Annotated in this window: 21 protein-coding genes; 16 read left to right on the plus strand and 5 right to left on the minus strand. The window is 31.2% G+C overall.

Features of this window, described 5'->3' with window-relative positions:
• Window positions 1-37: 37 nt before the first annotated feature.
• The 5 genes from QEJ31_RS05675 to rpoZ form a co-directional block, all read right to left on the minus strand.
• A complete protein-coding gene (locus QEJ31_RS05675; protein WP_280592818.1) occupies window positions 38-1795 on the minus strand; it encodes a proline--tRNA ligase in 1758 nt (585 codons plus the stop codon).
• Window positions 1796-1823: 28 nt separating this feature from the next.
• Window positions 1824-2723 carry an SAM-dependent methyltransferase gene (locus tag QEJ31_RS05680; RefSeq protein WP_280592819.1) on the minus strand — a complete coding sequence of 300 codons (900 nt, stop codon included), beginning with the start codon at window positions 2721-2723 and terminating at the stop codon, window positions 1824-1826.
• Window positions 2724-2725: 2 nt separating this feature from the next.
• A complete protein-coding gene (locus tag QEJ31_RS05685) occupies window positions 2726-3577 on the minus strand; it encodes a Cof-type HAD-IIB family hydrolase (protein WP_280592820.1) in 852 nt (283 codons plus the stop codon).
• A gap of 32 nt (window positions 3578-3609) precedes the next feature.
• Window positions 3610-5613: a methionine--tRNA ligase gene (gene metG, locus QEJ31_RS05690; protein WP_280592821.1), complete on the minus strand. Its 2004-nt coding sequence runs from the start codon at window positions 5611-5613 to the stop codon at window positions 3610-3612.
• 109 nt (window positions 5614-5722) lie between these two features.
• Window positions 5723-5950, minus strand: coding sequence for a DNA-directed RNA polymerase subunit omega (gene rpoZ, locus QEJ31_RS05695; RefSeq protein ID WP_280592822.1), 228 nt, complete (start codon window positions 5948-5950; stop codon window positions 5723-5725).
• Between the two features lie 200 nt (window positions 5951-6150).
• Between rpoZ and QEJ31_RS05700 the strand changes: the two genes are divergently transcribed.
• From QEJ31_RS05700 to QEJ31_RS05775, 16 genes are all read left to right on the plus strand, one after another.
• Window positions 6151-7722 carry an ABC transporter substrate-binding protein gene (locus tag QEJ31_RS05700; protein ID WP_280592823.1) on the plus strand — a complete coding sequence of 524 codons (1572 nt, stop codon included), beginning with the start codon at window positions 6151-6153 and terminating at the stop codon, window positions 7720-7722.
• A gap of 9 nt (window positions 7723-7731) precedes the next feature.
• The gene (locus QEJ31_RS05705; RefSeq protein ID WP_280592824.1) at window positions 7732-8652 is read left to right on the plus strand and encodes an ABC transporter permease; all 921 of its coding nucleotides are present in this window, start codon (window positions 7732-7734) and stop codon (window positions 8650-8652) included.
• On the plus strand, window positions 8649-9503 hold the full coding sequence (locus QEJ31_RS05710) for an ABC transporter permease (protein WP_280592825.1): 855 nt from the start codon (window positions 8649-8651) through the stop codon (window positions 9501-9503). Before QEJ31_RS05705 ends, QEJ31_RS05710 begins: the two co-directional genes overlap by 4 nt.
• A 295-nt stretch (window positions 9504-9798) precedes the next feature.
• Window positions 9799-10743 (plus strand): choline ABC transporter substrate-binding protein, encoded by a 945-nt coding sequence (gene choX, locus QEJ31_RS05715; protein WP_280592826.1) that lies wholly within the window; start codon window positions 9799-9801, stop codon window positions 10741-10743.
• An 18-nt stretch (window positions 10744-10761) separates the two neighbouring features.
• Entirely contained in the window at window positions 10762-11601 is an 840-nt protein-coding gene (locus tag QEJ31_RS05720) for an ABC transporter permease subunit (protein WP_280592827.1), read from the plus strand.
• Complete coding sequence (locus QEJ31_RS05725; protein ID WP_280592828.1) at window positions 11598-12458, plus strand: ATP-binding cassette domain-containing protein; 861 nt, start codon at window positions 11598-11600, stop codon at window positions 12456-12458. Before QEJ31_RS05720 ends, QEJ31_RS05725 begins: the two co-directional genes overlap by 4 nt.
• Window positions 12459-12467: 9 nt before the next feature.
• Window positions 12468-13541, plus strand: coding sequence for an aromatic ring-hydroxylating dioxygenase subunit alpha (locus QEJ31_RS05730; RefSeq protein ID WP_280592829.1), 1074 nt, complete (start codon window positions 12468-12470; stop codon window positions 13539-13541).
• Window positions 13522-15234 carry a choline dehydrogenase gene (gene betA, locus QEJ31_RS05735; RefSeq protein ID WP_280592830.1) on the plus strand — a complete coding sequence of 571 codons (1713 nt, stop codon included), beginning with the start codon at window positions 13522-13524 and terminating at the stop codon, window positions 15232-15234. Before QEJ31_RS05730 ends, betA begins: the two co-directional genes overlap by 20 nt.
• 360 nt (window positions 15235-15594) lie before the next feature.
• On the plus strand, window positions 15595-16029 hold the full coding sequence (locus QEJ31_RS05740; protein WP_280592831.1) for a hypothetical protein: 435 nt from the start codon (window positions 15595-15597) through the stop codon (window positions 16027-16029).
• A 191-nt stretch (window positions 16030-16220) separates the two neighbouring features.
• Window positions 16221-16634, plus strand: a complete 414-nt coding sequence (locus QEJ31_RS05745) for a chemotaxis protein CheW (RefSeq protein ID WP_280592832.1) — start codon at window positions 16221-16223, stop codon at window positions 16632-16634.
• 24 nt (window positions 16635-16658) lie between these two features.
• Window positions 16659-18026, plus strand: coding sequence for a CheR family methyltransferase (locus QEJ31_RS05750; RefSeq protein WP_280592833.1), 1368 nt, complete (start codon window positions 16659-16661; stop codon window positions 18024-18026).
• A complete protein-coding gene (locus QEJ31_RS05755) occupies window positions 18019-18525 on the plus strand; it encodes a chemotaxis protein CheW (protein WP_280592834.1) in 507 nt (168 codons plus the stop codon). Before QEJ31_RS05750 ends, QEJ31_RS05755 begins: the two co-directional genes overlap by 8 nt.
• Window positions 18526-18541: 16 nt before the next feature.
• A complete protein-coding gene (locus tag QEJ31_RS05760) occupies window positions 18542-20386 on the plus strand; it encodes a methyl-accepting chemotaxis protein (protein WP_280592835.1) in 1845 nt (614 codons plus the stop codon).
• A 2-nt stretch (window positions 20387-20388) separates the two neighbouring features.
• Entirely contained in the window at window positions 20389-22797 is a 2409-nt protein-coding gene (locus QEJ31_RS05765) for a hybrid sensor histidine kinase/response regulator (protein ID WP_280592836.1), read from the plus strand.
• The gene (gene cheB, locus QEJ31_RS05770) at window positions 22790-23824 is read left to right on the plus strand and encodes a chemotaxis-specific protein-glutamate methyltransferase CheB (RefSeq protein ID WP_280592837.1); all 1035 of its coding nucleotides are present in this window, start codon (window positions 22790-22792) and stop codon (window positions 23822-23824) included. Before QEJ31_RS05765 ends, cheB begins: the two co-directional genes overlap by 8 nt.
• Window positions 23821-25197 (plus strand): fused response regulator/phosphatase, encoded by a 1377-nt coding sequence (locus QEJ31_RS05775; RefSeq protein ID WP_280592838.1) that lies wholly within the window; start codon window positions 23821-23823, stop codon window positions 25195-25197. Before cheB ends, QEJ31_RS05775 begins: the two co-directional genes overlap by 4 nt.
• Window position 25198: the final 1 nt, after the last annotated feature.

Raw genomic sequence — 25198 nt, forward strand, 5'->3', positions numbered from 1 at the left:
GATTATATTATAAACAAGTATAATTCTATTTAACAAATTAAACAGAATTATACTTTGCATATTCAGTTTTAATTTCATCCATTAAAACTTTTACTATTTCATCGGTTTTAATTTTACGTGCTTCCATTCTATTGTCCCGATATTTTAATTCTACACAGCCTTCTGCCAATGTTTTTGGAGAAAGAATAACACGAAATGGAATGCCAAATAGATCTGCATCTGCAAATTGCGACCCAGGTTTTTCATCGCGATCGTCAATTAATACATCTAATTTTCCAGCTAACATTTTCTTATAAAGTTCTTCAGATTTTTCTTGGACAGCCTGTTCCTTTTTATTTAAAACACAAAAATGAACTTCAAAAGGCGCAATAGGTAATGGCAAAATAGGACCTCTGTCATCGTGACTTTCTTCAATTATAGCAGGAAGTAAACGTGTAATACCTATACCGTAACAACCCATAATTGGGTATTGCTTTTTCCCCTGATGATCAAGATAAGTACATTCCATATCTTTGGAATACTTTGTGCCAAGATGAAAAATATTTCCAATTTCTATTCCGCGTGTTTCTTTTAGTTCTTTCCCGCATTCTGGACAAGGATCGCCTTCACGGGCTGCTGCAATATCCCCAATAATAACCTTTTTCTTTTCTGAATCAGTTAATTTATCAAGAAAATCGCGTTGGACATTAAAGTTAACAAAGTGAAAATCTTTTTCATTTGCACCTGTTGCAAAATTATTTCCCTTTGCAACTGTATGATCTATTACAACGTAACAAGACTGAAGATTTAACCCAACAAGTCCTGTACTACCGGCAACAGCTCCAGCCTTTGCAATAGCTTCTGGTGTTGCAGGAACAACCTCAGATTGAACTAAAGTCCGCACTTTTTTATCAATGACTTCTAAATCACCCCGGACAAAAGTAATTACAGGAATACCTTTTAAAGTTTGAAACATAACAGCTTTTGCTGTTTGCTCAGCTGAACAATTTAATTGTTTTATTAATAATTCAATTGTTTTTGCATTGGGTGTATGAACTTTTTCAATACTTTTTTCAGCTTCAGAACGAATGACAAATGGTGAAGTAGATATTTCTTCGTTTGCACTGTACTTACAATGCGGACAAGTTATTAGTTTATCTTCACCTGTAGGAACAAGCATTTGAAATTCATGGGAATAGCGACCACCAAAAAGTCCATTGTCGGACATTACACTCACAAAATTTTTGCACCCAGTTCGTTTAAAAAAACGGTTATAAGCAGCAAATACTTGATCATAATATTCTTTTAAATCTTCTTCAGATGTATGGAAACTATAAGCATCTTTCATAGTAAATTCACGTAAACGGATAAGCCCACCTCTTGGGCGAGGTTCATCACGGAATTTAGTTTGAATTTGATATAGCATTACCGGTAATTGTCTATAACTTGTTACTTCCGTACGAGTTAAATAAACAACAGGCTCTTCATGCGTAGGATTTAAAACCATTGGTTTTTCATTTCTATCATGAAATTTCATCATATCTTTACCAAAAGTTTGATATCGGCCAGTTTCTTCCCAAAGTTCTTTTGTTGCAGAACATGGCATTCTTATTTCTTGTCCTTCAACCGCATTCATTTCTTCGCGACAAATTTTTTCAATTTTGGCAATTGAGCGCATACCAAGCGGAAGTATTCCGTAAACTCCGGCAGAATACTGGCGCATAAAACCGCCACGTAACATAAATTTGTGACTAGGTAATTCACTATCGCGTGGTGTTTCTTTAATAGTTCTTCCCACTAACTTAGACATACGCATAAAAAATTTCTCCGAGAATAATAACGAATTAATTTGTATTTAATAGATCTTCTAACATGATGGATTTTCCACCAAGATATTCTTTCATAGACTGATATTCTTTTTTTGCTGACTCTAAATAATTACCACGCCGTACGCACGTTAAAAGACGATTTTTAGGTGTATGATTTGAAGGTACAAATTCAGTAGCAGTAACTTCATAACCAGAAGCTCTAGTCAATGTCATACGCAAAGAATCAGTTAAATGCGCCGCTGTTTCACGTCTAATTTGTGGAGTATGGAAAACAGGATTGAGTGGATGTTCTCCTTCAATTTCTTTCCATTTTCTGGCTAATTCAGCTTGGCAACAAGGTGCAACAGCAATAAAATCTGTCTTTTCTTTAATTGCAAATGCAAGTGCCATATCTGTAGCCGTATCGCAAGCGTGTAATGCCACAACTGCATTTGGTCTGTTTTCATAAGGCCATTTATAAGCAGTCATGGAAGCACATTCAAAACTCAAAAAATCATTATAACCGAGTTTTTCAGCCTTTTCTATGCAGCTTTTAATTATTTTTTGATTTGTATCAACTCCAACAATTTTTGCTTGCGTATTCCATTTTTCTTTAAAACACCAAGCTAATAAAAATGTTAAATAAGATTTCCCACAACCAACATCAAGAATGTGAACAACTTTATGTCTACTGACGAGATCGGTAAAATGTGTTTCTAACAAATTAAACATATGATTAATTTGAATAAACTTTTTGAGATTATCGGGAGACATAGAAGCATCTGCGTTCAATAAACCTAGTAACCTTAGTAACTGGGGAGCAGATTTAGGAGTAATGGTATATTTTTTGTCTCCTAATATTTTTTTAAGTCTCTCATCTGTCCACCATTTTTCTGCTAACTCATTAATAGTTGCAGGTTTTTTATACAATTCCATATTTAAATATTTCCAGCTAATTTAAGGCGTTCTAAAAAAACAGAAACACCATCTTCATCATTTGATAGTGCTTTTGCCTTTGCTATTTTTAAAGCATGAATATCGGCGTTCGCCATTGCAACACCAAGACCAGCTTGTTCTAACATTTCAACATCGTTTTCACCATCTCCAAAGGCGATAACGTCTTTGATATTTATTCCTAAGTATTTGCAAACAATATGCATTGCAGTACCTTTATTTACGTTTGGAGAGCCTATTTCAATCCACGGCCAGCCATTAAAAGTACAAAATTTAGCATTATATTTTTCTTGAAAAAAGCTGCTTTGCGAAGCTAAAAAAAGCTCTCTATCATTATCGGGAGATAATAATATTAAAAAACTAACAACAGAATCAACAGGAGGATTATCTAAATCAAGCTGCATTACATCAGAGTCATAATGCGAAGCAAATTCATTACTATCTAATAAATTTGGATGCAAACAATAAAAGCCTTTTGAAGTGTCAACTAAGATATTTTGAACAGGATTATTAGTACCTTGATTCAAATATTGTCTCAGCATATTAAATATAGCATCTCGTAAATTATTATCAATAAAAGAAAGTAACATAGGATAATCATCAGAAATATCTCTTCGAATATCATTCCCATTTAAAGTGATAATAGGAGCACTTAAATTTAATCCTTCTGTAACAGCTTTCACTGATTTAATTGTTCTTCCTGTTGAAACAATAACTTTCACACCTTGAGAAATAAAATCATTCAAACATTTTAAATTTCTAGGAGAAATTTTCTTCTGTGAATTTAACAAAGTACCATCTAGATCTACAAAAATTGCTTTATAATTAAAGCTCATATTCACTCCATGTAAAAATTCTAGTTGATTTCTTAACTTAAAATTGCACCTTCTTTTAAATATTCAGGAAGAAATACAGGGCTCACTTTTCCATCTAAAGTATCTGTTGATAACATCATTCCTTCGCTTGTACCAAAACGCATTTTTCTAGGTGCTAAATTACAAACAATTATAACTTTGTGATTTACAACTTCTTCAGGTTTAATCCATTCACGTATTCCAGAAAAAACAATGCGTTCTCCCAATTCTCCTAATGAAACAGAAAGTTTTAATAATTTATCAGAACCTTCTACACACTCAGCACTTATAACAGTTCCAACACGCATTTGAACTTTTGAAAAATCTTGAATTTGGATTGTTTCTGTAACTTGAGTATTTGTCAGGTTAACTTTTTCTTCTTTCATTTTTTCTTTTCCAATAACTTTATTTTCAGAATGTTTTACTTTAGTTTTTTCATTACTATTTTTAGGTTCTAGTATTGCTAATTCGGCTTGAATATCTATTCTATTAAATAATTTAGGTATGGCTTCACAGATAAATCCTGCTTGAATATTCAAACAATCGCTGGCTCTAATAAAGTGTTCTGAAATAGCAACATTAACTTCACCCACACTTTCAAGCAATTCTTTCATTTTTTCAGGATAAAAACTGTAAGCTAAATACCCAACAGTTTTTAATACAGTAACACATGTAGCTAAAATATTTGCCAACTGTACTTTTGAGCTATCATCAATAATTTTAGCTATTTCCCAAGGTTTTTGTTGTGCTATATGTTTATCAGCTAAAGAAACAAGCATAGAAATTTCATTTAAAGCATCAGATAATTTAAAATCATCAAAAGCTTTTGTAACTATATTTACAGCATTTTTACACGCTTCTGCTATTTCCTTTTGTTCTGAAAGCAATTTACTTTCATAATATTTAGGAATTTCTTTAGAAAAATATTTTTCAATCATCGTTAAAGTACGAGATAATAAATTACCAATTCCATTGGCTAGATCAGAATTATATCTTTCAAAATATGACTTCCATGATATATCTATATCTTCCCCAGGATTTGTTGCACGATAAACAAAGTTTACAAACATATCTCTACCATAATGTAAAATTTGTTCCACTGTAACAACATTTCCTAGACTTTTAGACATTTTATGACCATCTTTTAGCAACCAACCAGTAACAAGTAATTTTGGTAGCGGGATATCTAAAGACAAGCACATAGCTGGCCAAAAAATACCATGAAATTTTAAAATATCTTTGCCTAATATATGATAAGCATTGTTCCAAAAAGGACTTGTTCTTGCTTCTTCTAAACCGCCTATACCTGTAACATAATTAGGTAGAGCATCGAACCAAACATAGGCTACATGTTCCTTATCAAAAGGTAATTCTACACCCCAAGTTAATCTTGTTTTTGGACGAGAAATACTTAGATCACCTTCTAAACTATCAAGCATAGAAAGTAATTCATTAATATATCTTTCTTGCTGTGTTATTTTTCCTTGCGAAATTAATTCTCTTAAATTTTGTTTATATTTTGATGTCTTAAAAAAATAATTTTTTTCTTTTCTTAATTCTGTAGGTCTTTTATGAACGAGACAGTTATTATTTTCGTCTCTTTCATTGCTATTCAAAAAGCCTTCACATTTAATACAATAATATCCTTCATGTTCACCAAAATAAATGTCACCTTTATTATAGCAATAAGTTAAAATATCTTTTACATTTTTAACATGATGTTTATCTGTTGTTCTAATAAAAATGTCATTATTTAAGCCAAATTTATGAAACTCTTCTTGCCAAAGAATTGCCATATTATCAACTAATTTTTGTGGAGAAATTCCTAGTTCTTTTGCTTTATCTTGGACTGCTTCACCATGTTCATCGAGACCAGTTAAAAATTTAACTTGCTCGCCTCTTTGTTGATAATGAGATTTTAATACACTTGCGAGGATAGTTGCATAAACATGGCCAGCATGTGGGTTTCCATTGGCATAGTAAATAGGAGTGGTAAAATATCGACACGCTTTAGCCATAAATTATAATTCCTTTTATCTCAAAATAAAAAACTGGAAACTGTATAAATAACAGAATCCAGTCTAAAAAGTGGGAAATATAAACTCATAAATAAAATAAAAAAATGAGCTATTTAACCTTGTTCGGTAAATGCAAACCAGGAACAATTTCAGCATTTTTAATTCCTACTTTTCCCGCAGCTATTTCACGCAAAGCAGTAACTGCTTCTTTATTTTTACATTCAACTAATGGATCGCTACCTTTTTGCAGCTGGCGCATACGACGAGCCGCAAGCATAACCACAGCAAAGCGATTGGGAATTTGATCTAGACAATCTTGAACTGAAATACGAGCCATAATGCATCCTTTAAAAGAGCAAAAGGAAAATAAAAACACTGCCTTTAAAAATACAGCATAACACATGCTTCTAGCAATAGCTTAAGCATGCGTCAACACGTTTTTAATCTGATCGCATGAAGTTTGCATCGTTTTTCCTACCATCTTAAAATGTGTTAATTGATAAGGTTTTAGAACACCTGCTTTTGGAGAAGATTGAAATGACTCTTACTTATACACCAAAAAGAATAATAATAACAATTATTTCAGCCTGCTTGGTGGCTTTCATAGTATATTACTCAGCAATACGTAAAAATTCACAACCCGCAAAAAACCCTAAAGACATTGTGACTGTAGCATTAGATTCTAAAATCACGTCAGGAGATCCCAGAATTATTGGATCCGATGCGAATAGCCAATACATTGAAAATATAAGATTTTTACCTTTAATCAGTTTCGATGAACAAGGACAAATTTTATATATATTAGTTAATGAAATTAAAACATTATCTAATAAATCTTGGAATATTTACTTAAAAAAGGGGATTAAGTTTTCCAATGGGAAGGAAATTACAGCTTATGATGTTGAAGCAACATATAATCAAATTATTACTCCCCAAGGAAATTTCCCGCCTAGCCCCAGAAAAGCAGCTTTTACCAATGTAACTGCTTTTAAAGCAACTTCCGATTATCAAATTCACATTGAATTAGATTCTCCGGATGTCTCCTTCCTGAATAATCTAATCGTAGGAATTCTTCCAAAAGAAGCCGCCTTAAATGCAGCTCCAAATGAAGTAGATAATAAAGGATATGAAAGTGGGCCTTTTATCTTAAAGTCAACTTCCAGTTCTGAATGGGTCTTAGAAAAAAACGATCACTACAATTTAAGTGATAAACCCAAAATAAAAGAAGTTGTTTTTAAAATTATTACTGATAGCGGCACTCGATATGCAGCATTAATACGAGGTGATATAGACATTGCGCAAAATGCAATTGATCCCGATAAAATTACTTTAATCGAAAATACAAAAAAAGATGTTTTTAATGTACTTAGCGCTCCAAAATTATCCACGACATATTTAGCTTTTAACTTTAAAGATCCTATCTTTAGTAATTTAAAAGTTAGGCAAGCAATTGCTTACGGTATAGATAGAAAAAGCATTTTACAATTTAGAATGCAAGGCCAAGGAATACTTGCAAATAGCATGTTTCCTCCTACAAACTTTTTTTATGATAGCTCAATTCCTGAAATTCCATACAATCCTCAGAGGGCAAAAACTTTATTAAAAGAAACAAGCATTCAAGATCCGCTAGCATTTCCTATTAAAGTCTCAAATAGCAATAAATCTATTGTTGAAGTTGCAAAAGCAATCGCAGCGAATTTAAAGGATGTAGGATTTGCACCTACCGTTGAAATGTTAGAAAATAGTGTTTTTGCAGAACAAGTAAAAAAAGGAATTGCAAAAGTTTGGATTTCTCCATGGGTTGGATTTAAAGATCCAGATCACTTACGTTTTGTTTTTGCTACAAATATGATACCGCCAGCTGGTGGAAATAGAGGTGCATATTCCAATCCACAAGTTGATGAACTTCTGCAAGAAGGAAAAGAAGAAATTAGCAATCAAAAAAGAAAAGTTATATATGATCAAGCACAAAATTTATTAGCCGGAGAGCTTCCTTATATTTATTTATGGCATAGTCTAAATGTGGCTGTGGTTTCAAAAAATATTGAAGGATTTAGACTTTATGCAGATGGTAGATACTGGTCTTTAGTGAATGTTACCAAAAAGTAAAGGAACAAAATGGCTAAAGTATTAGTTCAACGTTTCTTCCAATTACTTGCCGTTCTGTGGGGAGTTTCCACTATTGTTTTTTTTCTACAAAGAATGATTCCAGGAAGCCCCGCAGATAGCATTTTAGGCGTTGATGCGTCAGAAGTTGATAAATTAGAATGGCTTACCCGTTATGGTTTTAATGAGCCAATTTGGAAACAATATTTTAATTTCTTAGTGAACTTATGTCAGGGAGATTTAGGCAAAAGTTATGCTAATTATTCTTCAGTAAGTGAAATTATTCTTCCACGGCTTTGGGAAACTATCCAATTAGCTACTGTAGCTTTTCTTTTTTCTATAATTTTAGCAACTATAATAGGAATTATTAGTGCAGCAAACGCTGGTAAGTTTACAGATAAAGCATCTGCTGTTGTTTCTCTTCTAGCAATTTCTGCACCTAGTTTTATAATTGGACCTGTTTTAATGTGGATTTTCGCTGTAAAATTCGATATTTTTCCTTTAATGGGAAATGCGGGAGCAAGTTCTTTTGTTTTGCCTTCTGTTACTTTAGGAGCTTCTCTAGCAGCATTTTCAAGTCGCATGATCCGCAGTGGAATTGTTGATGTATTACAAGAGGATTATATTAGAACAGCAAAAAGCAAAGGATTATCACAATTTATAGTTCTTACAAAACATGCTTTAAGAAATGCTTTTTTACCTACTCTTACAGTTCTTGGAATGCAATTAGGAGTGCTACTTAGTGGGACAGTAATAACAGAACAAATTTTTAATTGGCCAGGACTTGGCAGTTTAGTTGTTGAGGCTGTTCAACAAAGAGAATACAATATTGTTTCAGGCTGTGTAATTATAATGGCAACTATTTATGTCGCATGTAACCTTTTGGTAGATATTTTATATCGGGTTTTTGATCCAAGGGTAAGATTAACATGAAAAAAATTACACTCCGTTTTATTAAAATAGCCGCTAAAGATAAAACTACAATTTTTTCTGGTTGTGTTTTACTATTTTGGGTTTTACTTGCATTAATTCCAATTTTAATTCCTGCGTTTGCAAATATCCCTATTAGTTTACAAGATAGATTACAGGATCCATCTAATAAATACTTATTAGGAGTTGATGGCAACGGACAAAGTGTTGGTCTCTTAATTATGAATGGCGCCTCAACTTCTCTAATAGTGAGTTTATTTACAGTAAGCATGAGCTTGCTTGTTGGAATTCCATTAGGTGCAATAGCCGGATTTTTTGGTGGTAAAATAGATATTTTAATTTCCAGATTTATTGACATACTTTTAGCTTTTCCACCTATGGTTCTCCCCATTGCTATAATGGCTTTTTTTGGAGGAGGTTTAATTAATGTTGTTATTGCGTTAAGTATTACCGGTTGGGTCAGTTACGCGCGTGTAGTTAGAGGTCAATTTCTTTCATTTAAAGAGAGAGAATTTGTAGTAGCAGCAAAATCTTTAGGCGCATCTAGTAATAGAATTATGTTTAAACATATATTCCCAAATACCATTTCACCTTTAGCTGTACAAGCCACTTTTTCTTTAGCAAGTGTCATAATTGCTGAAGCCGGCTTGAGCTTCCTTGGACTTGGTGTAAGCCAATCCCATGTAAGTTGGGGAGGATTACTAAATTCAGCACGTGATTATTTAACTACTAATCCTTTTCTAGCATTTTTTCCTGCATTTGCATTATTTTCAATTGTTGCTAGTTTAAATTTTATTGGCGAAGCTTTGCGCTTAACATTTGATCCAAAAAGTATTGGTGCTGGCAGAGCTTAGTTACTTTATTTGAAATAATATTGCAGTATTATTTCATTCTTTGGAAGTCTACAAAATAATCCCTAAAAGAAAAATTTCTCCAATTTTTAAATTAAGGAAAAATATACATTAATTAGGATAAATCTTTTTTCAATATAAAAAAATACAGCTTATATTAAATATTAGATTACCATTCATTTAAAAATAAAGAAATTAATCCCAAATATGAGATAATAGACAAAAATTTAATTATCCTGTAATGAATAAAATAACGTTGAAATAAAAAGCTCTTGTTCATTTATTGAGGTATATCTGCATGCGAAATTTAATTAATTGTACACTATTATTTATTGGAGCAATTTCATTTCAACAAAATATTTTTGCTGAATGTAAAAAAGTAAGATTTTCAAATATTGGATGGACAGATATATCTGCATCAACAGCTGTAGCAACAGAAATACTTTCAGTTTATGGTTACGAAACTAAATCAACAATTCTTTCTATACCGATGACTTTTGCTGGTATGAAAAACAAAGATATTGATATCTTTTTAGGAAACTGGATGCCTTCCATGAAAGCCGACATCAAGCCTTATCTTGCCCAAGGATCTGTTGAAACAATAGGTACCGTTTTGAAAGGAGCGAAATATACTCTTGCAGTACCGGCTTATGTTTATGATGCAGGCGTTAAAAATTTTAATGATCTTGCACAACATAAAGAACAGTTCCAAGGGAAAATATTTGGTATAGAACCAGGCAATGATGGGAATAGAAATATCCAAGAAATAATTAAAAGTAACGCTTTTAATTTGCAAAGTTGGAAACTCATTGAATCAAGTGAACAAGCAATGCTTATGGAAGTAATTCAAGCAGTAAAAAGAAATAAATGGATTGTATTTCTTGGCTGGGAGCCGCATACCATGAATAAAATGATAAAAATGCGTTACCTTGATGGTGGGGATAAATACTTTGGTCCCCATGAAGGAGAATCTGTTGTTTATATTAATAGCAGAAAAAATTTCTCAAAAGAATGTCCAGATCTTGCAAAATTTTTCCGCCAATATCAACTAACTATTGATGAAGAACAAGAAATAATGTCCCTAATTTTAGATAAAAAAATGCTCCCAAACAGTGCTGCAAAATACTGGATAAAAAATAATTTTGAAAAACTTAAACCATGGATCCACGAAATTAAAACTGTTGATAAAAATATTTTAAGCTTTCCTGAATTCCAAAAAAAGTATGCAGCAATGAATCCTTAAATAATATTGGAGTATTAAATGGATAAAATACCAATTGGTCTTTTTGTACAAGATATTGTAAATAAAATTGTTAATTTATCTGAATATCACTTTCGAAATATTTCTGATGTTTTTAACAACTTTCTTGGAAAAATTATAGACTTTCTTGAAATATCTAATCCAGTACTGTTGGTTTCTATTTTATTAATAATCACATTTATTATTAAAAGAAATTTGAAGACAATATTTTTAATAATTATTGGCTCACTCTTTATATTTAATTTAGGATATTGGAGAGAATCTTTAGAAACAATTACACTTGTTATTTTTTCTACAACAATATCAGCAATGATAGGAATTCCTTTAGGCATACTATGTGCCCATCATCCTTTTATCTACTACATACTCCGTCCAGTTTTAGATTTAATGCAAACAATTCCAACTTTCGTTTATTTAATTCCTACACTAATGCTTTTTGGACTTGGAATGGCGCCTGGTTTATTTTCAACAATTATTTTTGCAATGCCCGCTACAATTCGTTTAACTTATTTAGGAATAAGTAAAGTACCACCATCTTTACTTGAAGTAGCCGATGCATTTGGTGCCAGCAAATGGAAAAAATTAATTTCAGTTGAATTTCCATCAGCTAAAAGTTCAATTTTAACCGGTATTTCTCAATGCGTCATGCTTTCTTTATCCATGGTAGTCATTGCAGCACTTGTAGGTGCTGAAGGTCTTGGCAAACCAGTAGTTCAAGCTTTAAACACTGTAAATATCGTGCAAGGATTTGAAGCTGGAATTTCAATAGTTATTATTGCAATATTACTAGACAGAATACTATCCGTATCAAAAAACAAAAAAGCTGGTGAAGTAACATGATAAATGAATGTTTTAGTGTAAATCATTTGGACCTTGTTTTTGGAAAAAATACTTATCGAGCATTTAGCGCTTTAGATGTCGGCAAAAATCGCGATCAAATTCATAAAGAATTTAATCAAATTGTTGCTGTTAGAAAAGTTGATTTAACTATTTATCATGGAGAAATTTTAGTTATTATGGGTTTCTCTGGATCTGGAAAATCATCTTTACTGCGCTGTTTTAATGGAATGAACGGGCGAGATCATGGACATGTTAGAGGCTCTATTCAATTTAGACCACCTTCTACAAATCAAGTATTTGATATTTTACATTGCTCAAAAAATGAATTACTAGAAATAAGGAAACATAGGATTTCTATGGTTTTCCAACAATTTGGCTTAATGCCTTGGAAAACTGTTGCTGAAAACGTCGCTTATCCTTTGGAAATTCAAAAAAGAAAAAGCAATGAAATAAAAGAACAAGTCGAAGAAAAATTAAGGCTCGTTGGATTATCAGATTGGAAAAATAAATACCCTCATGAATTATCAGGAGGAATGCAACAACGAGTTGGATTAGCAAGAGCTTTTGTGACTAATGCAGATGTTCTTCTAATGGATGAACCTTTTTCTGCGCTCGATCCTCTGCATAGAAAACATTTACAAGAAGAAATAATTCAATTGCAGTATAATTTAAAAAAAACAATTATTTTTGTTACTCATGATTTTTCTGAAGCAGTTCGAATTGGATCAAGAATAGCCATTATGGATTCGGGTCGTATTCTCCAGATAGGAACAGCAAAAGATTTAATTGAAAATCCAAGTTGTGAAATTGTTAAAAAATTTACTACCGAAGTGGGTCATCACCAAATATTTTCATGAGGTTTAAATATGACTAATGAAATAATACATACATTATCTACTGAATGGTTTACAAAAAATGATATTTACCAATTAGAACGACAAGAAATATTTAAAAAACAATGGATTTATGCTGCTGATGAATCTGAATTTAAAAATATTGGTGATTATATTAATCTAGAAATCGCAGGATATCCTTTTGTCATTCTCAAAAAATCTGAAACCGATTTTTTTGCTTTTCATAATTTTTGTCTACATCGAGCAGCCCCACTGCTGACAGAGAAAAAAGGAAATATCAAACAATCATCTTTAACTTGTCGATATCACGGTTGGAGTTATAATTTATCTGGAGAATTAATTGCTACTCCTATGCTTGATATTAATACTGTTAAACAAAATTGTTCTGCAAAACTTCATGAAATTACAATTGGAAAATTAGACAAATTAATTTTTGTAAATTTAAATGCAGAAAATCAAACGTCATTTGCGAATTTTATTGCGCCTGTAAAAAAGGAATTTGAAACTGCAAATTATGACATGAATCAATATAATGTGTTTGGGCAGATGGAAAAAATAGCTAATTGCAATTGGAAAACGTGGTTAGATGGATACCAAGAATGTTATCACTGCTCTACAATTCATCCTAGTTTCAATCGTGATTTTTATTTAAAAAAATATAAAATAGAAAATAAAGAAAACTTTTCAGTCCATTCTTGTGAAAGAAAACATTCTTCTGAAACAGGTGATCAGCAAGGTCTGTGGTTGTGGCATTATCCTAATTTAGGACTTCCTTGTTACGAAAATGCTTTTTATACTTTGCAAGTCAATCCATTGAGTGTAAATCAAACAAAACTTACCTATAAATTTCGCTTTAAAAATAAAGTTACAGAAGATGAACGAGTTGAATTTATAAAATTTGTAGAAAAAATAACAATTGAAGATATTTATATTTGTGAATTAGTTCAAAAAAATCTTGAAGTGGGTATTTATCAAAAAGGAATTTTGAACCCTGAAAAAGAAAATGGAGTAGCTTACTTTCACTCCTTAGTTAAAACAGCTGTGATGAATGCAAAGGACTTTGCTTATGGCGATAAAACAATATGATTTTATAATAATTGGCGGCGGATCTGCTGGATGCGTATTGGCTAACAGATTGAGTACAAATCCTGAGCAGAAAGTACTTGTTTTAGAAGCAGGAAGACCAGATTACATATGGGATATATTTATTCATATGCCAGCTGGACTTATGTACCCATTAGGTAACAAAATGTATGATTGGTGCTATGAAACAGATCCAGAACCTTTCATGAATGGCAGAAAAGTTTTTCATGGGCGGGGTAAAGTTTTAGGTGGCTGTAGTTCAATCAATGGAATGATTTATATTCGCGGAAACCCACTAGATTATCAAAAATGGGCCTCCCAAAAGGGGTTAGAACATTGGGATTTTGCGCATTGCTTGCCTTACTTTAATCGTGCTGAAACACGCATGTTTGGAGCAGATCATTTTCATGGATTTACAGGCCCCCTTCTGCTTGAAACAGGGCCTTGCACAAATCCTTTGTTCCAAGCCTTTTTCTCGGCAGCCCAACAAGCTGGATATCCACTGACAGAAGATGTAAATGGCTATAGCCAAGAAGGATTTGGAAAATTTGATCGCAATATTTATCGCGGAAGAAGACTTTCGGCAGCAAGAGCGTATGTTCATCCAATTAGAAGAAAAAGAAGTAACTTAACAGTTAAAACAAGAGCATTAACCACCAAAATTATTTTTGAAGGCAAAAGAGCTATTGGTGTTGAATACCAACAATATGGAATGACCAAAAGAGTTTATGCTGGAGAAATTATTTGCAGCGGTGGGGCAATAAATAGCCCACAGTTACTCCAACTTTCTGGAGTTGGTAATGCAAAAGATTTAACCTCACATAACATAAAAGTTGTAGAAGACCTACCAGGAGTAGGCGAAAATCTGCAAGATCATTTAGAAGTTTATATTCAATATGCATGCAAACAACCTGTTAGTATGTATCCTGCACTAAAATGGTGGAATAAACCTAAAATTGGTTTCCAATGGTTATTTCAACGCAAAGGGGCTGCGGCAACAAACCATTTTGAAGCTGGTGGATTTATAAGAAGTAACAACTCTGTTACATATCCAAATATTCAATTTCATTTTCTCCCGCTTGCAGTTCGTTATGATGGAACTTCTCCATCAGGTGGGCACGGCTATCAAGTTCATATTGGACCTATGAATTCTGATGCCAGAGGAAGAATTAAGATAAAATCCAGTAACCCTAGGCAACATCCGAGTATTGTTTTTAATTATCTTTCTACAGATCAAGACAGAAGAGAATGGGTTGAGGCTATTCGCTGCGCACGAAATATTTTAAATCAGCCCGCATTTACAGAATTTAATGGGGGAGAAACATCTCCAGGTATGAATATTCAAAGTGATTCTGAAATTTTGGATTGGGTTGCGAAAGATGCTGAAACAGCACTCCATCCTTCTTGCACTTGCAAAATGGGTGAAGACTATATGTCAGTAGTGAACCCAAAAACAATGGAAGTGCATGGAGTTAAAAATCTTCGTGTTGTCGACGCTTCTGTGATGCCGTTTGTTACTAATGGAAATATTTATGCACCAATTATGATGATTGCTGAAAAATCCGCTGATATTATATTAGGAAACTCTGCTTTATTACCTAATTACTTGCCATATCATCAACATAAAGTGCTAGAGCTTCCAAAAACCTCGAATATTACCCCAATTTCAACAAGTCAATCAGTAGAAACTGTATAGTTTATTATTTATAGCTAACTAATAGCACCCGTTCATCCATGTTTCGATTGATTTATTTAGAAATATTTTATTACTATATCCATTTTCTTAAAACACAAATAATTTTATACAAATAAATTCATATTTTAAAATATTAAATAGTAAATTTATTCAATAAAATAAAAGATAAAACTTAAATACAAAAAGATTTTTAGATAATAAAAAACAAATATTTCTATATAAATTTTGAATAGATAAAAAATTATTTAATTAAATACTAAAATATATCAATATATTTATTGACTAAATACGATACTAAATATAAAAATTATTATTCCCAAATAAGTGGGTCTTCTTAATCAACTTCTAAAGGAAAATAAAATGAAAAAAATGCTAATAAAGACAAGTCTTTTAATTTCAATTATATTTTTACAATTTAGCGCTTCTGCCTTATTTATAGAAGATTTTAGAGGTTGGTTACAAAGCTCAAGCACTTCTGTTATTTGTGCTGAAAATAAAAAAAGCTATCACTGGTTGGAAAATGAATCCGTTACGGGTTATTGGGGAGTACATACTGACTATCATGCGGGATATGCTTTTCATTATTTTTTCCTTAGCGAAGGTGCAGGAAAATATAATGAGTTACAAAGTAAATGTATTAGTAAATTTGGTGAAAAATTTAAATATCCTCAACCAGCTGATTACTCTTTTTCAGACTGGTATCCTTTTGCTAAAAATCAAAATGACATGTTTCCAAGCGTGTATGTTTCTAAAGCTTATATAAATTTTACAAAAGCATATATTCCAAAACAATAAAACTTTATTAATTGTTGCTTACTAAAAATAAATTAGATCAGTTTAATAATATGAAAATAAATTCTTTCTGAATAAATTTAGAAAGAATTTATTTTTTTTATCTAGGAATTTTCTTCCTAGACTGACGATTCACCATATATTAAAAAAAATCTAATTAAGTATTATAAAAAAAAGTCATAAAAAAGGGAATTATGGAAGAAGTAAATCACTTTCTCACATTTTCACTTAATAATTTAATTTTTGCGGTACCTCTCAATTTTGTTGAGAGGGTTTTTAGATCTGTAGAAATTACGGAACAACCTTTAGCCTCAAAAAATATAAAAGGCGTAATTAATATTCATGGAAAAGTTATACAAGTATTTGATATTAGAAAACTTCTAAATCTTCCTGAGAAAGATTTATCAATTTATGATCAATTCATTTTAGGAAATGGGAAAAAACCAATCTGTTTATGGGTCGATACTGTGCATGACGTCATTCAAAGAACAAAAGTTCAAATAACAGAGTCGGAAATTATTACCTCAGAAAAAGATATCCTAAATGGTATGATGAATTTCAAACAAGGAGTCATTTTTTTTATTGAACCAAATTGTTTTTTTAATTGAAAAACAAGGAAATTGGCGGTTTAAATGGAGAAAAAACAACTACCACGAGAACTTCTCGTTGAAATGGGAAATTACATTTCACGTGAGTTAGGTATTTTTTTCCCAAATGAACGTCTTGTAGATCTTGAACGAAATTTAATTAATTTAGCAAAAGAAAGAAATTTTTTATCTATTGAAGATCTTATTAATGACTACCTAAAAAATCCGGTTTCAGAAGAAAAATTACAATTATTAATTACCCAAATTACAGTTGGTGAAACATATTTTTTTCGAGATCTTAGAAGCTTTGAAGTACTTGAAGAAATCATTCTAAAAATAATAGAAAATAAAAATTCTGAAAATAAAGAAATTAGTATTTGGTCTGCCGGATGTTGCACTGGTGAAGAGGTTTATTCAATAGCTATTTTGTTTAAAAGGCTCCAAGCTAATTTAGTTGATTGGAACATTATATTAATTGGAACGGATATTAATAAAAATTTTCTCGAACGTGCTCAAAATGGAATTTATTCAGAATGGTCTTTCAGACAATCACCTGCTTGGTTAAAAAGTTACTTTACAAAAGGTATTAATGGAAAATATAAAATACTTCCAGAAATTCAAGCTATGGTTAAATTTTATAATTTAAATCTTATAGACTCAAGTTATCCTTTATCATTGCAAAATTTAGATTTAATTTTATGCCGAAATGTCTTAATTTATTTTGATTCTACGCAAATTAAAAAAATTATTTCTAAATTTTTTAATTGCTTAAATAAAAATGGAATTCTTCTAGTAGGCGCCACAGAAACAGCCCCTGAATACTTTCCTCAATTTAAATACATTTCTTATCCTGATGTAATTGTTTATGCAAAAAATGAAGTTGAATTCTTGGATAACTCTTTAGAAAGTAGCAATACAGAAATAACCAACAATAATATTTCTATAAATTACAATGTAAAATATGATTCAAATATTAAGCATAATAATATAATAGAGAAGAAAAAAGATCCTAACTATTATGCACAATTGCTTAAGTTCAGTACAGAAGAAAAAATTGATTTAAATGCACTAATTATATGCGAAAAAGCAATTAACTCAGATAAATTAAATCCCAGCTATCACTATTTTAAAGCAAAAATATTAAATTCAGAAAATAGAATTGATGAATCTCTAATAGAATACGAGAAGACATTATACTTAGACAGCAAATATATATTAGCGCATTTTGATTTGGGAAATATATACTTAAGTAAAAATGAAATAAAAAAAGCACGCAGACATTTTGAAAATGCATTATTACTATTGGAGATAGAAAAAAAAGAAAATATTATATTAGGTTCATCAGACATAAGCGTTGAATATTTAATAGAAAAAATATGCCTAATTTTTAAGGAATATAATTTTGATGAATAAAGAAAAAGAACAAGAAATACTTAAAAAAAGAGCTATTGAACTTTCAATTTCATTGGATGAAGAAAAAAATAATTTTGAGACAATTGAAATTGTTGAATTTAGACTTTCAGATGAAAGATATGCTATTGAATCAACCTCAGTAAGAGAAGTTTATTCCTTAAAAGAATTTACTCAATTACCTTCCATTCCAAAATATATATTAGGAATAATGAATATCCGCGGAGAAATAGTAACCGTTGTTGATTTAAAAGTATTATTTGAAATTCCAAAAAAAGAATTACAAAATTTACAAAAAGTAATTGTAATAGAACAAAATAATTTAGTTCTAGGAATTCTTGTTGATAATATTATTGGAGTTTACTTGCAGAATATAAATGATATTAAACTTGGAATACCTACTTTAACAGATATTAGATCTGAATTTTTATTGGGAGTCACGAAAGATCAATTAGTTATTATTGATGCCATAAAATTTATTAATGAAATTAAATTATGTTAATTTATTGGAGATTGATATGAAATGGACCATTGGTTATAAGATTACTGGACTGATTTTTATTTTAATAAGTATTTTTGTAATTTTATCTATAATTACTTACAAAAGCACTTTGCAATTAATGGATTCATATTCTTCTATATCACATTCAAATGAATTGATTAATGAAATAGAAAAGCTTAGATCAACTATGTACTATGCAGAAACTGGCAAAAGAGGTTATGTTATAACAGCTTTTGATCACTACTTAACTCCATTTAATGAAGCTGCAAACAAAATAGATAAACATATAGAAAATATTAGAAATTATATTCAAGAAAATAAAACTCAAATTCAACGATTAAATGCTTTGAAACCATTGCTAACTGAAAAAATGAATGAACACATTAAAGCTATAGAGCTAAGAAATACCACTAGCTATGAAGCTTCTAAAGAATATTTAATTATGGTAAATAAAAGAAATGTAATGGATAAAATTAATGTAATTTTAAATGAAATGTCTGCAGAAGCTAAAAATAAATTATCAATAGAAGAAAAAAATAACGAAGCTGCAGTTGAATCAACAAAACTTTTATTCTACATACGACTTTTTATTAGTACTTTAAGTTTAGTAATTGCTTTTATTTACATAAAATATACGATATCAAATCAACTCATTAAAATAACAGAACTTGTCGGAAAAATTTCTGTTGGAGAATTGCCTAAATCAGTTGAATCCAGCAATAGACAAGATGAAATTGGAGATTTATACAGAGCATTTGCCCAAATGAATCAATATATCCGTGAAACTTCTGACATGTTAGAAGAAATATCTAAAGGAAATATAAATATTAAACTAAAAGCCATGTCAGATAAAGATGTTTTGCGTCTTACTTTTTCTAGAATGGTAGCTTATTTACATAAAGTTGTAAAAGCTTTAGATGAAGTCGCCAAACAGAATTTACGGTATAAAATAGACCCTGAATCAAAAGAAGATATTCTAGGACATACTTTAATTGCCATGGTAGAAAAATTAAATATCATTATCAATCGTTTGAAAGAAGGTTCGCAAGTACTATCAAAATCTGCCACAGAAATTATGTCTGTTACAAGCCAAGTAGCTGCTGCAGCAACTGAAACATCTGGATCAGTGCGAGAAACAATCGTTACTATCGAAGAAGTAAAACAAACAGCTCAACTTTCAACTCAAAAAGCAAAGAATGTTTCTGATACTGCAAAACGGGCATCTGAAGTTTCATTACTTGGAGCAAAATCAGTCGATGATTCTATTTCTGGCATGGGTGAAATAAAGAAACAAATGGAAACGATTGCCGAAAGCATTATGAAACTCAGTGAACAAAGTTTAGCCATTGGCGATATTACTTCAGCTGTAAATGACTTAGCCGAACAATCGAATTTATTATCCGTTAATGCTTCAATTGAAGCAGCTAAAGCTGGTGAGCTTGGAAGGGGATTTGCCGTAGTAGCGCAAGAAGTCAAAGCTTTAGCAGAGCAATCAAAACAAGCAACCACGCAAATTCGAACTATTTTAAATGATGTGCAAAAAGCAACAGCAAAAGCTGTTTTGACAGCTGAACAAGGTGGAAAAGCGGTTGAACTTGGGATGAAACAAGTTTTGCAATCAGGTGAATCAATTAAAACTTTATCCGAAAGTATATCTGAAGCAGCACAAGTTTCTAATCAAATTGCAGCCTCGAGTCAACAACAACTTATTGGTGTAGATCAAGTTGTTATAGCTATTCAAAACATAAATCAAGCAACCAATCAAAACGTAACAGCAACAAAACAAGTTGAAGTTTCTGCAGGAGAATTAAATAGACTGGGACTTTTATTAAAAGAAATTGTTGATGAATTTAGAGTATAACAATGGATCAAAAACAACAACTCCTGCTGAATAAGCTTCTCCAAACATTTAAGCTAGAGGCAGAAGAACATTTAAATAATATGATAACTTTTCTAGTTGAGCTAGAAAAAGAAAACGACGAAAATTCAAAAAAAACCTTAATAGAAAATATTTTTCGAGAATTCCATAGTTTAAAAGGTGCTTCAAGAACAGTTAATCGTTTAGAAGCAGAAAAAATATGTCATGCTTGTGAAAATGTTTTTTTCTTACTAAAAAATAATCAATTAAAATTATCCTCAGAATTATTTAATCAATTTCATGCTCTTTTAGATCTTCTCGGAAAAGTAGTGGTTATTAATGATAACGAAATTTCAGACAAAGACAAATCATTAAGCAGAGATTTACTACAAAAATTAAACAAGTCGTCTAATCCACAAAACCAGGGGATATCCGAAAATAAATTAGCAAATAGTGAAAAGAATAATTCTGAAAGAAATATTCCAAGCAGCTCTGATAGTAATAAAAAAATTGAAAAAAATCTGCAAGAAGAAATTAACAACAAAACGCCGCAAGGAAAAACTTCAAAAAACGAAGTAACGGAAAAAGAAAATAGTGCAGAAGAAATTTCTAAAGAACAAGAAAAAGAAAATATAGCAGAAGAAAAAAATGAGAAAAAAGAAAATAAACAAAAAAATAACTCAGAAGAAGATAAAAAACCAAAAATTGAAAATTCAAAAAGCAATATTAGAATTTCCACAGATAGACTTAATAATGTGTTACTACAAATTGAAGAGTTACGTGGTCTAGCTATAAATTCACGAGATCATCTTGTCTTCGTCAAAGAGTTGGGAAATGTAATAGAATTATATAAGCGAGAAATTAATAAAAATGAACATATTTCTAATGATACACTTGCATCTTTAGGAATAAAAATTTCGAGTCTCATTGGTTTTCTTGATAGAGATCAGCGTTCATTTCATAGTATGCTAGATTCAATTTTAGGTGACATGCGAAAACTTTTAATGTTACCTTGCTCAAGTGTTTTAGATTTATTTCCAAAAATTGTTAGAGACTTATCGCAATCTTTAGAAAAAGAGGTAGAATTAATCGTACAAAATGGAGAAATAGTTCTTGATCGCCGCATATTAGAAGAAATAAAAGATCCATTAATTCATATCATTCGTAATTGCGTCGATCATGGGATAGAAAAACCAGCAGTAAGAATTGCGAGAAAAAAACCTGCCAAGGGAACAATAAATATTTCAGTTTCAGCAACTCTTGGTAATAAAATTGAAATTTCAATTTCAGATAATGGAAATGGAATTAATCTTGAAAAATTAAAAAATAAAGCAATTCAGTCTGGTCTTATTTCTTATGAACATTCCTTGAAAATGACAGAGCAAGAACAAATACATCTTATTTTTGAATCGGGCATTAGTACAAGTGATATGATCACCGATCTGTCTGGAAGAGGCTTAGGAATGGCCATTGTCAGAGAAAAAATTGAAAAATTAGGAGGATCTATCCAAGTCGAAATGGTTCAAGGGAAAAGTACTAACTTTACAATTAGAGTACCAACAACTCTTGCGACTTTTCGAGGAATTTTAGTTCGAGTTTGGAATCAATTACTTGTATTTCCTACAGTTCATGTTGAAAGAGCAATTAGATTGGCTTTTTCTCAAATTAAAACAATTGAAAACAGAGAAGTTATTCAGTTTAATGATCAATCTGTCTCCGCTGTTTCTTTAGCCCATGTCCTTAATATGGAATTAAAACAAGATTCAGGAGTTAAAATTCCTGACAAAGTTTTATTTGTTGTTGCAGAACTTTCTGGGCAAAATATTGCATTTCAAGTAGATGAAATATTAGGGGAACAAGATGTCATTGTAAAAAGTATGGGTAAAAAATTAGGAAAGGTACCAAATATTTCAGGGGTAACAATTTTAGGTAGTGGGAAAGTTATACCAATACTAAATATGTTTGACCTAATGAAATCAGCTATTACTTTAAGTTCAAAATCAAGTATTTTAAATCCTGAAAAAACCAACGCTGTCACTACAAAGAAAAAATTAGTTTTAGTTGTTGATGATTCTATTACATCTAGAACACTATTGAAAAATGTTCTTCAAGCAGCAAGCTACGAAGTAAAAACAGCTGTCGATGGCAGTGAAGGATTATCTTTGGCAAAGAGTGAATATTTTGATCTGATTATTTCAGATATAGATATGCCAAATTTAGATGGATTTGAAATGACTAGACAAATAAAGTCAGACGAAAAATTAACAAAAATTCCCGTAATTTTGGTTACCTCGAGAGACACTAAAGAGAGCAAAGAAAAAGGTTTAGAAGTTGGGGCAAATGCTTATATTGTAAAAAGCAGTTTCGATCAAAGTAATCTTTTAGAAGTTGTATGGGGGTTACTACATGATTGATGTTCTGATAGTTGAAGATTCATTGGTAGCACAAGAATATCTTATTCAAATTCTAAGTAGTGATCCTTTAATAAGGATTGTTGGAACTGCTAAGTCCGGTGAAGAAGCAATTGAGCTAGTTAAAAAACTTCATCCGCATGTTGTTACAATGGATATCGAACTCCCAAAAATGAATGGTTTTGAAGCAACCAAAGCAATTATGCAGGCTTGGCCAACAAGGGTCATTATCGTAACAGCACTCGAAGCAAAACTGTTAGATCTTACCTTTAAAGCCATGTCCGCAGGTGCCGTTGCACTAATAGAAAAACCACCTGCTTTTGGTAATGAAAATTCAGAAAAAAAGAAAAAAGAACTAATCGATACTGTAAAATTGATGTCGGAAGTTCCTGTCGTCAAACATCGTATATCAACTAAAGTACCAAGTAACGCAGAAAATCCTTTGAAAAAAAAGATTAGAGTTCTTGCCATTGGAGCATCAACTGGAGGTCCACCAATATTAGAAACTATTTTAAAAGGCTTGCCAAAAAATTTCCCCGCTCCGATTTTAATCGTTCAACATATCACTGAAGGTTTTATAGAAGGACTTGCAAAATGGCTATCTACTTCTATAGAAATGCCAATTCATATTGCGACTCATGGAACTTTACCTTTAGCTGGACATGTTTATTTAGCCCCCGATCATTATCATCTCGTCATCGGTAAAGATGGCTGTATTGAATTAAATAATGATCCTCCCGATCATAATTTAAAACCTTCTGTAGAACATTTATTCCAATCTATTGCTAAAATATTTGGAAGTGATGCTGTTGGAGTTTTGTTAACAGGGATGGGACGGGATGGTGCAGATGGGTTAAAATTAATGTTTGAAAATGGTGCTTTAACTATTGCACAAGATGAGCAAAGTAGTCTGGTGTTTGGAATGCCTAATGAAGCAATAAAAATAGGAGGAGTAACTTATGTGTTACCTCCTGAAAAAATCATTGAAACTATATTAAGTATTGTAATTAATACTGAAGGAAAATCATGAGTAGAATTTTAGTGATTGAAGATAGCCAAACTCAAGCTTTAAAAATTCAATTTATCCTTGAAGATGCTGGATTTGAAGTTGAAGTAGCTACCAATGGCAAACAAGGCTTGGCTTTATTTTCTGCAAAAGATTTTGATGTGGTTATCAGTGATATCATTATGCCTAACTTAACTGGTTATGAAGTTTGCAAACAAATAAAAATGGATGCTAAAAAATCTAAAACTCCAGTCATTCTTCTTACGACTCTCAGTGATCCTATGGAAGTTATTCATGCATTAGAATGTGGAGCTGACAATTTTATTACCAAACCTTATCAAGATGAATTACTTATAAAAAGAATTAACGATGTATTACTTACTAAAGAATCGAAACTAAATAGCTCCAATGAAAACTTTGAACTTGCTAGATTTTTAGATAAAGAAATTATGATACCAATTAACAAAGGACAAATATTAGGCCTTTTACTTTCCACATTTGAAGATATTGTAAGAACAAATAGTGAGCTACAAGAAAACAAAGCCGAATTAGAATATAAAAATCGAGAAATTGAAAAAATAAATTTAAGATTAGAAGTAGAAATGAAAGCTGCGCAACAAGCACTGCGTGGTTTATTTCCAAAGGTAGAATATGTTGAAAATTTCATAACCCATCCTATCAAAATAGCTTTATTTAATCAGAGCGCTTCTGAAGTCGGTGGAGATTGGTGTGGATTTTATAATATTGGAAAATATAAATTAGTATTAATTGGGGATGTGACTGGACATGGTGCAGGGAGTGCCGTGGTAGCCGCATCTGTTTCTGGATATTTTGAATCGTTGGCAAATAGTAAGTTATCAGAAGAAATTGATTTAATTACTTTATATAAAAATTTAAGCCAATTTATTAAAAAAATCGGCAATGATGAATTTTGTATGACAATGGCTATGCTTTTATTTGATGAAGACATGAATAATTATTATTATTTAAACGCAGGACACAATCATCCTTTTATCGTTTCTTACAAAGATACAAATAATATAGAAATTAAAAAAGCATTACTTAGTGGACATATCTTAGGACATGTTCCTGAAGAAAAAGCGAAAAATCAAGATGATATACAAATTAATAAATTTGAATTTAAAAATGATTCAATGCTAATTTTATATACTGATGGCTTAACGGAAAATGCAAATAAAATAGGTGAACAATACGATGAAAATCGTTTAAAAAAATTCTTTCAAAAAAATAATTTTAAATTTACAAATCCACTAGTTATTATAAATAAAGTGATAGATGAAATATATAATTTTTATGACGGTTATCCTATCCAAGATGACATTACTTTAATTCTTATTAAAAAAGGCTCAAAAAGTATTATTGAAGAAGAAAGTTAAA

Origin of the sequence: Pigmentibacter sp. JX0631, assembly GCF_029873255.1 — a bacterium.
GTDB lineage: Bacteria > Bdellovibrionota_B > Oligoflexia > Silvanigrellales > Silvanigrellaceae > Silvanigrella.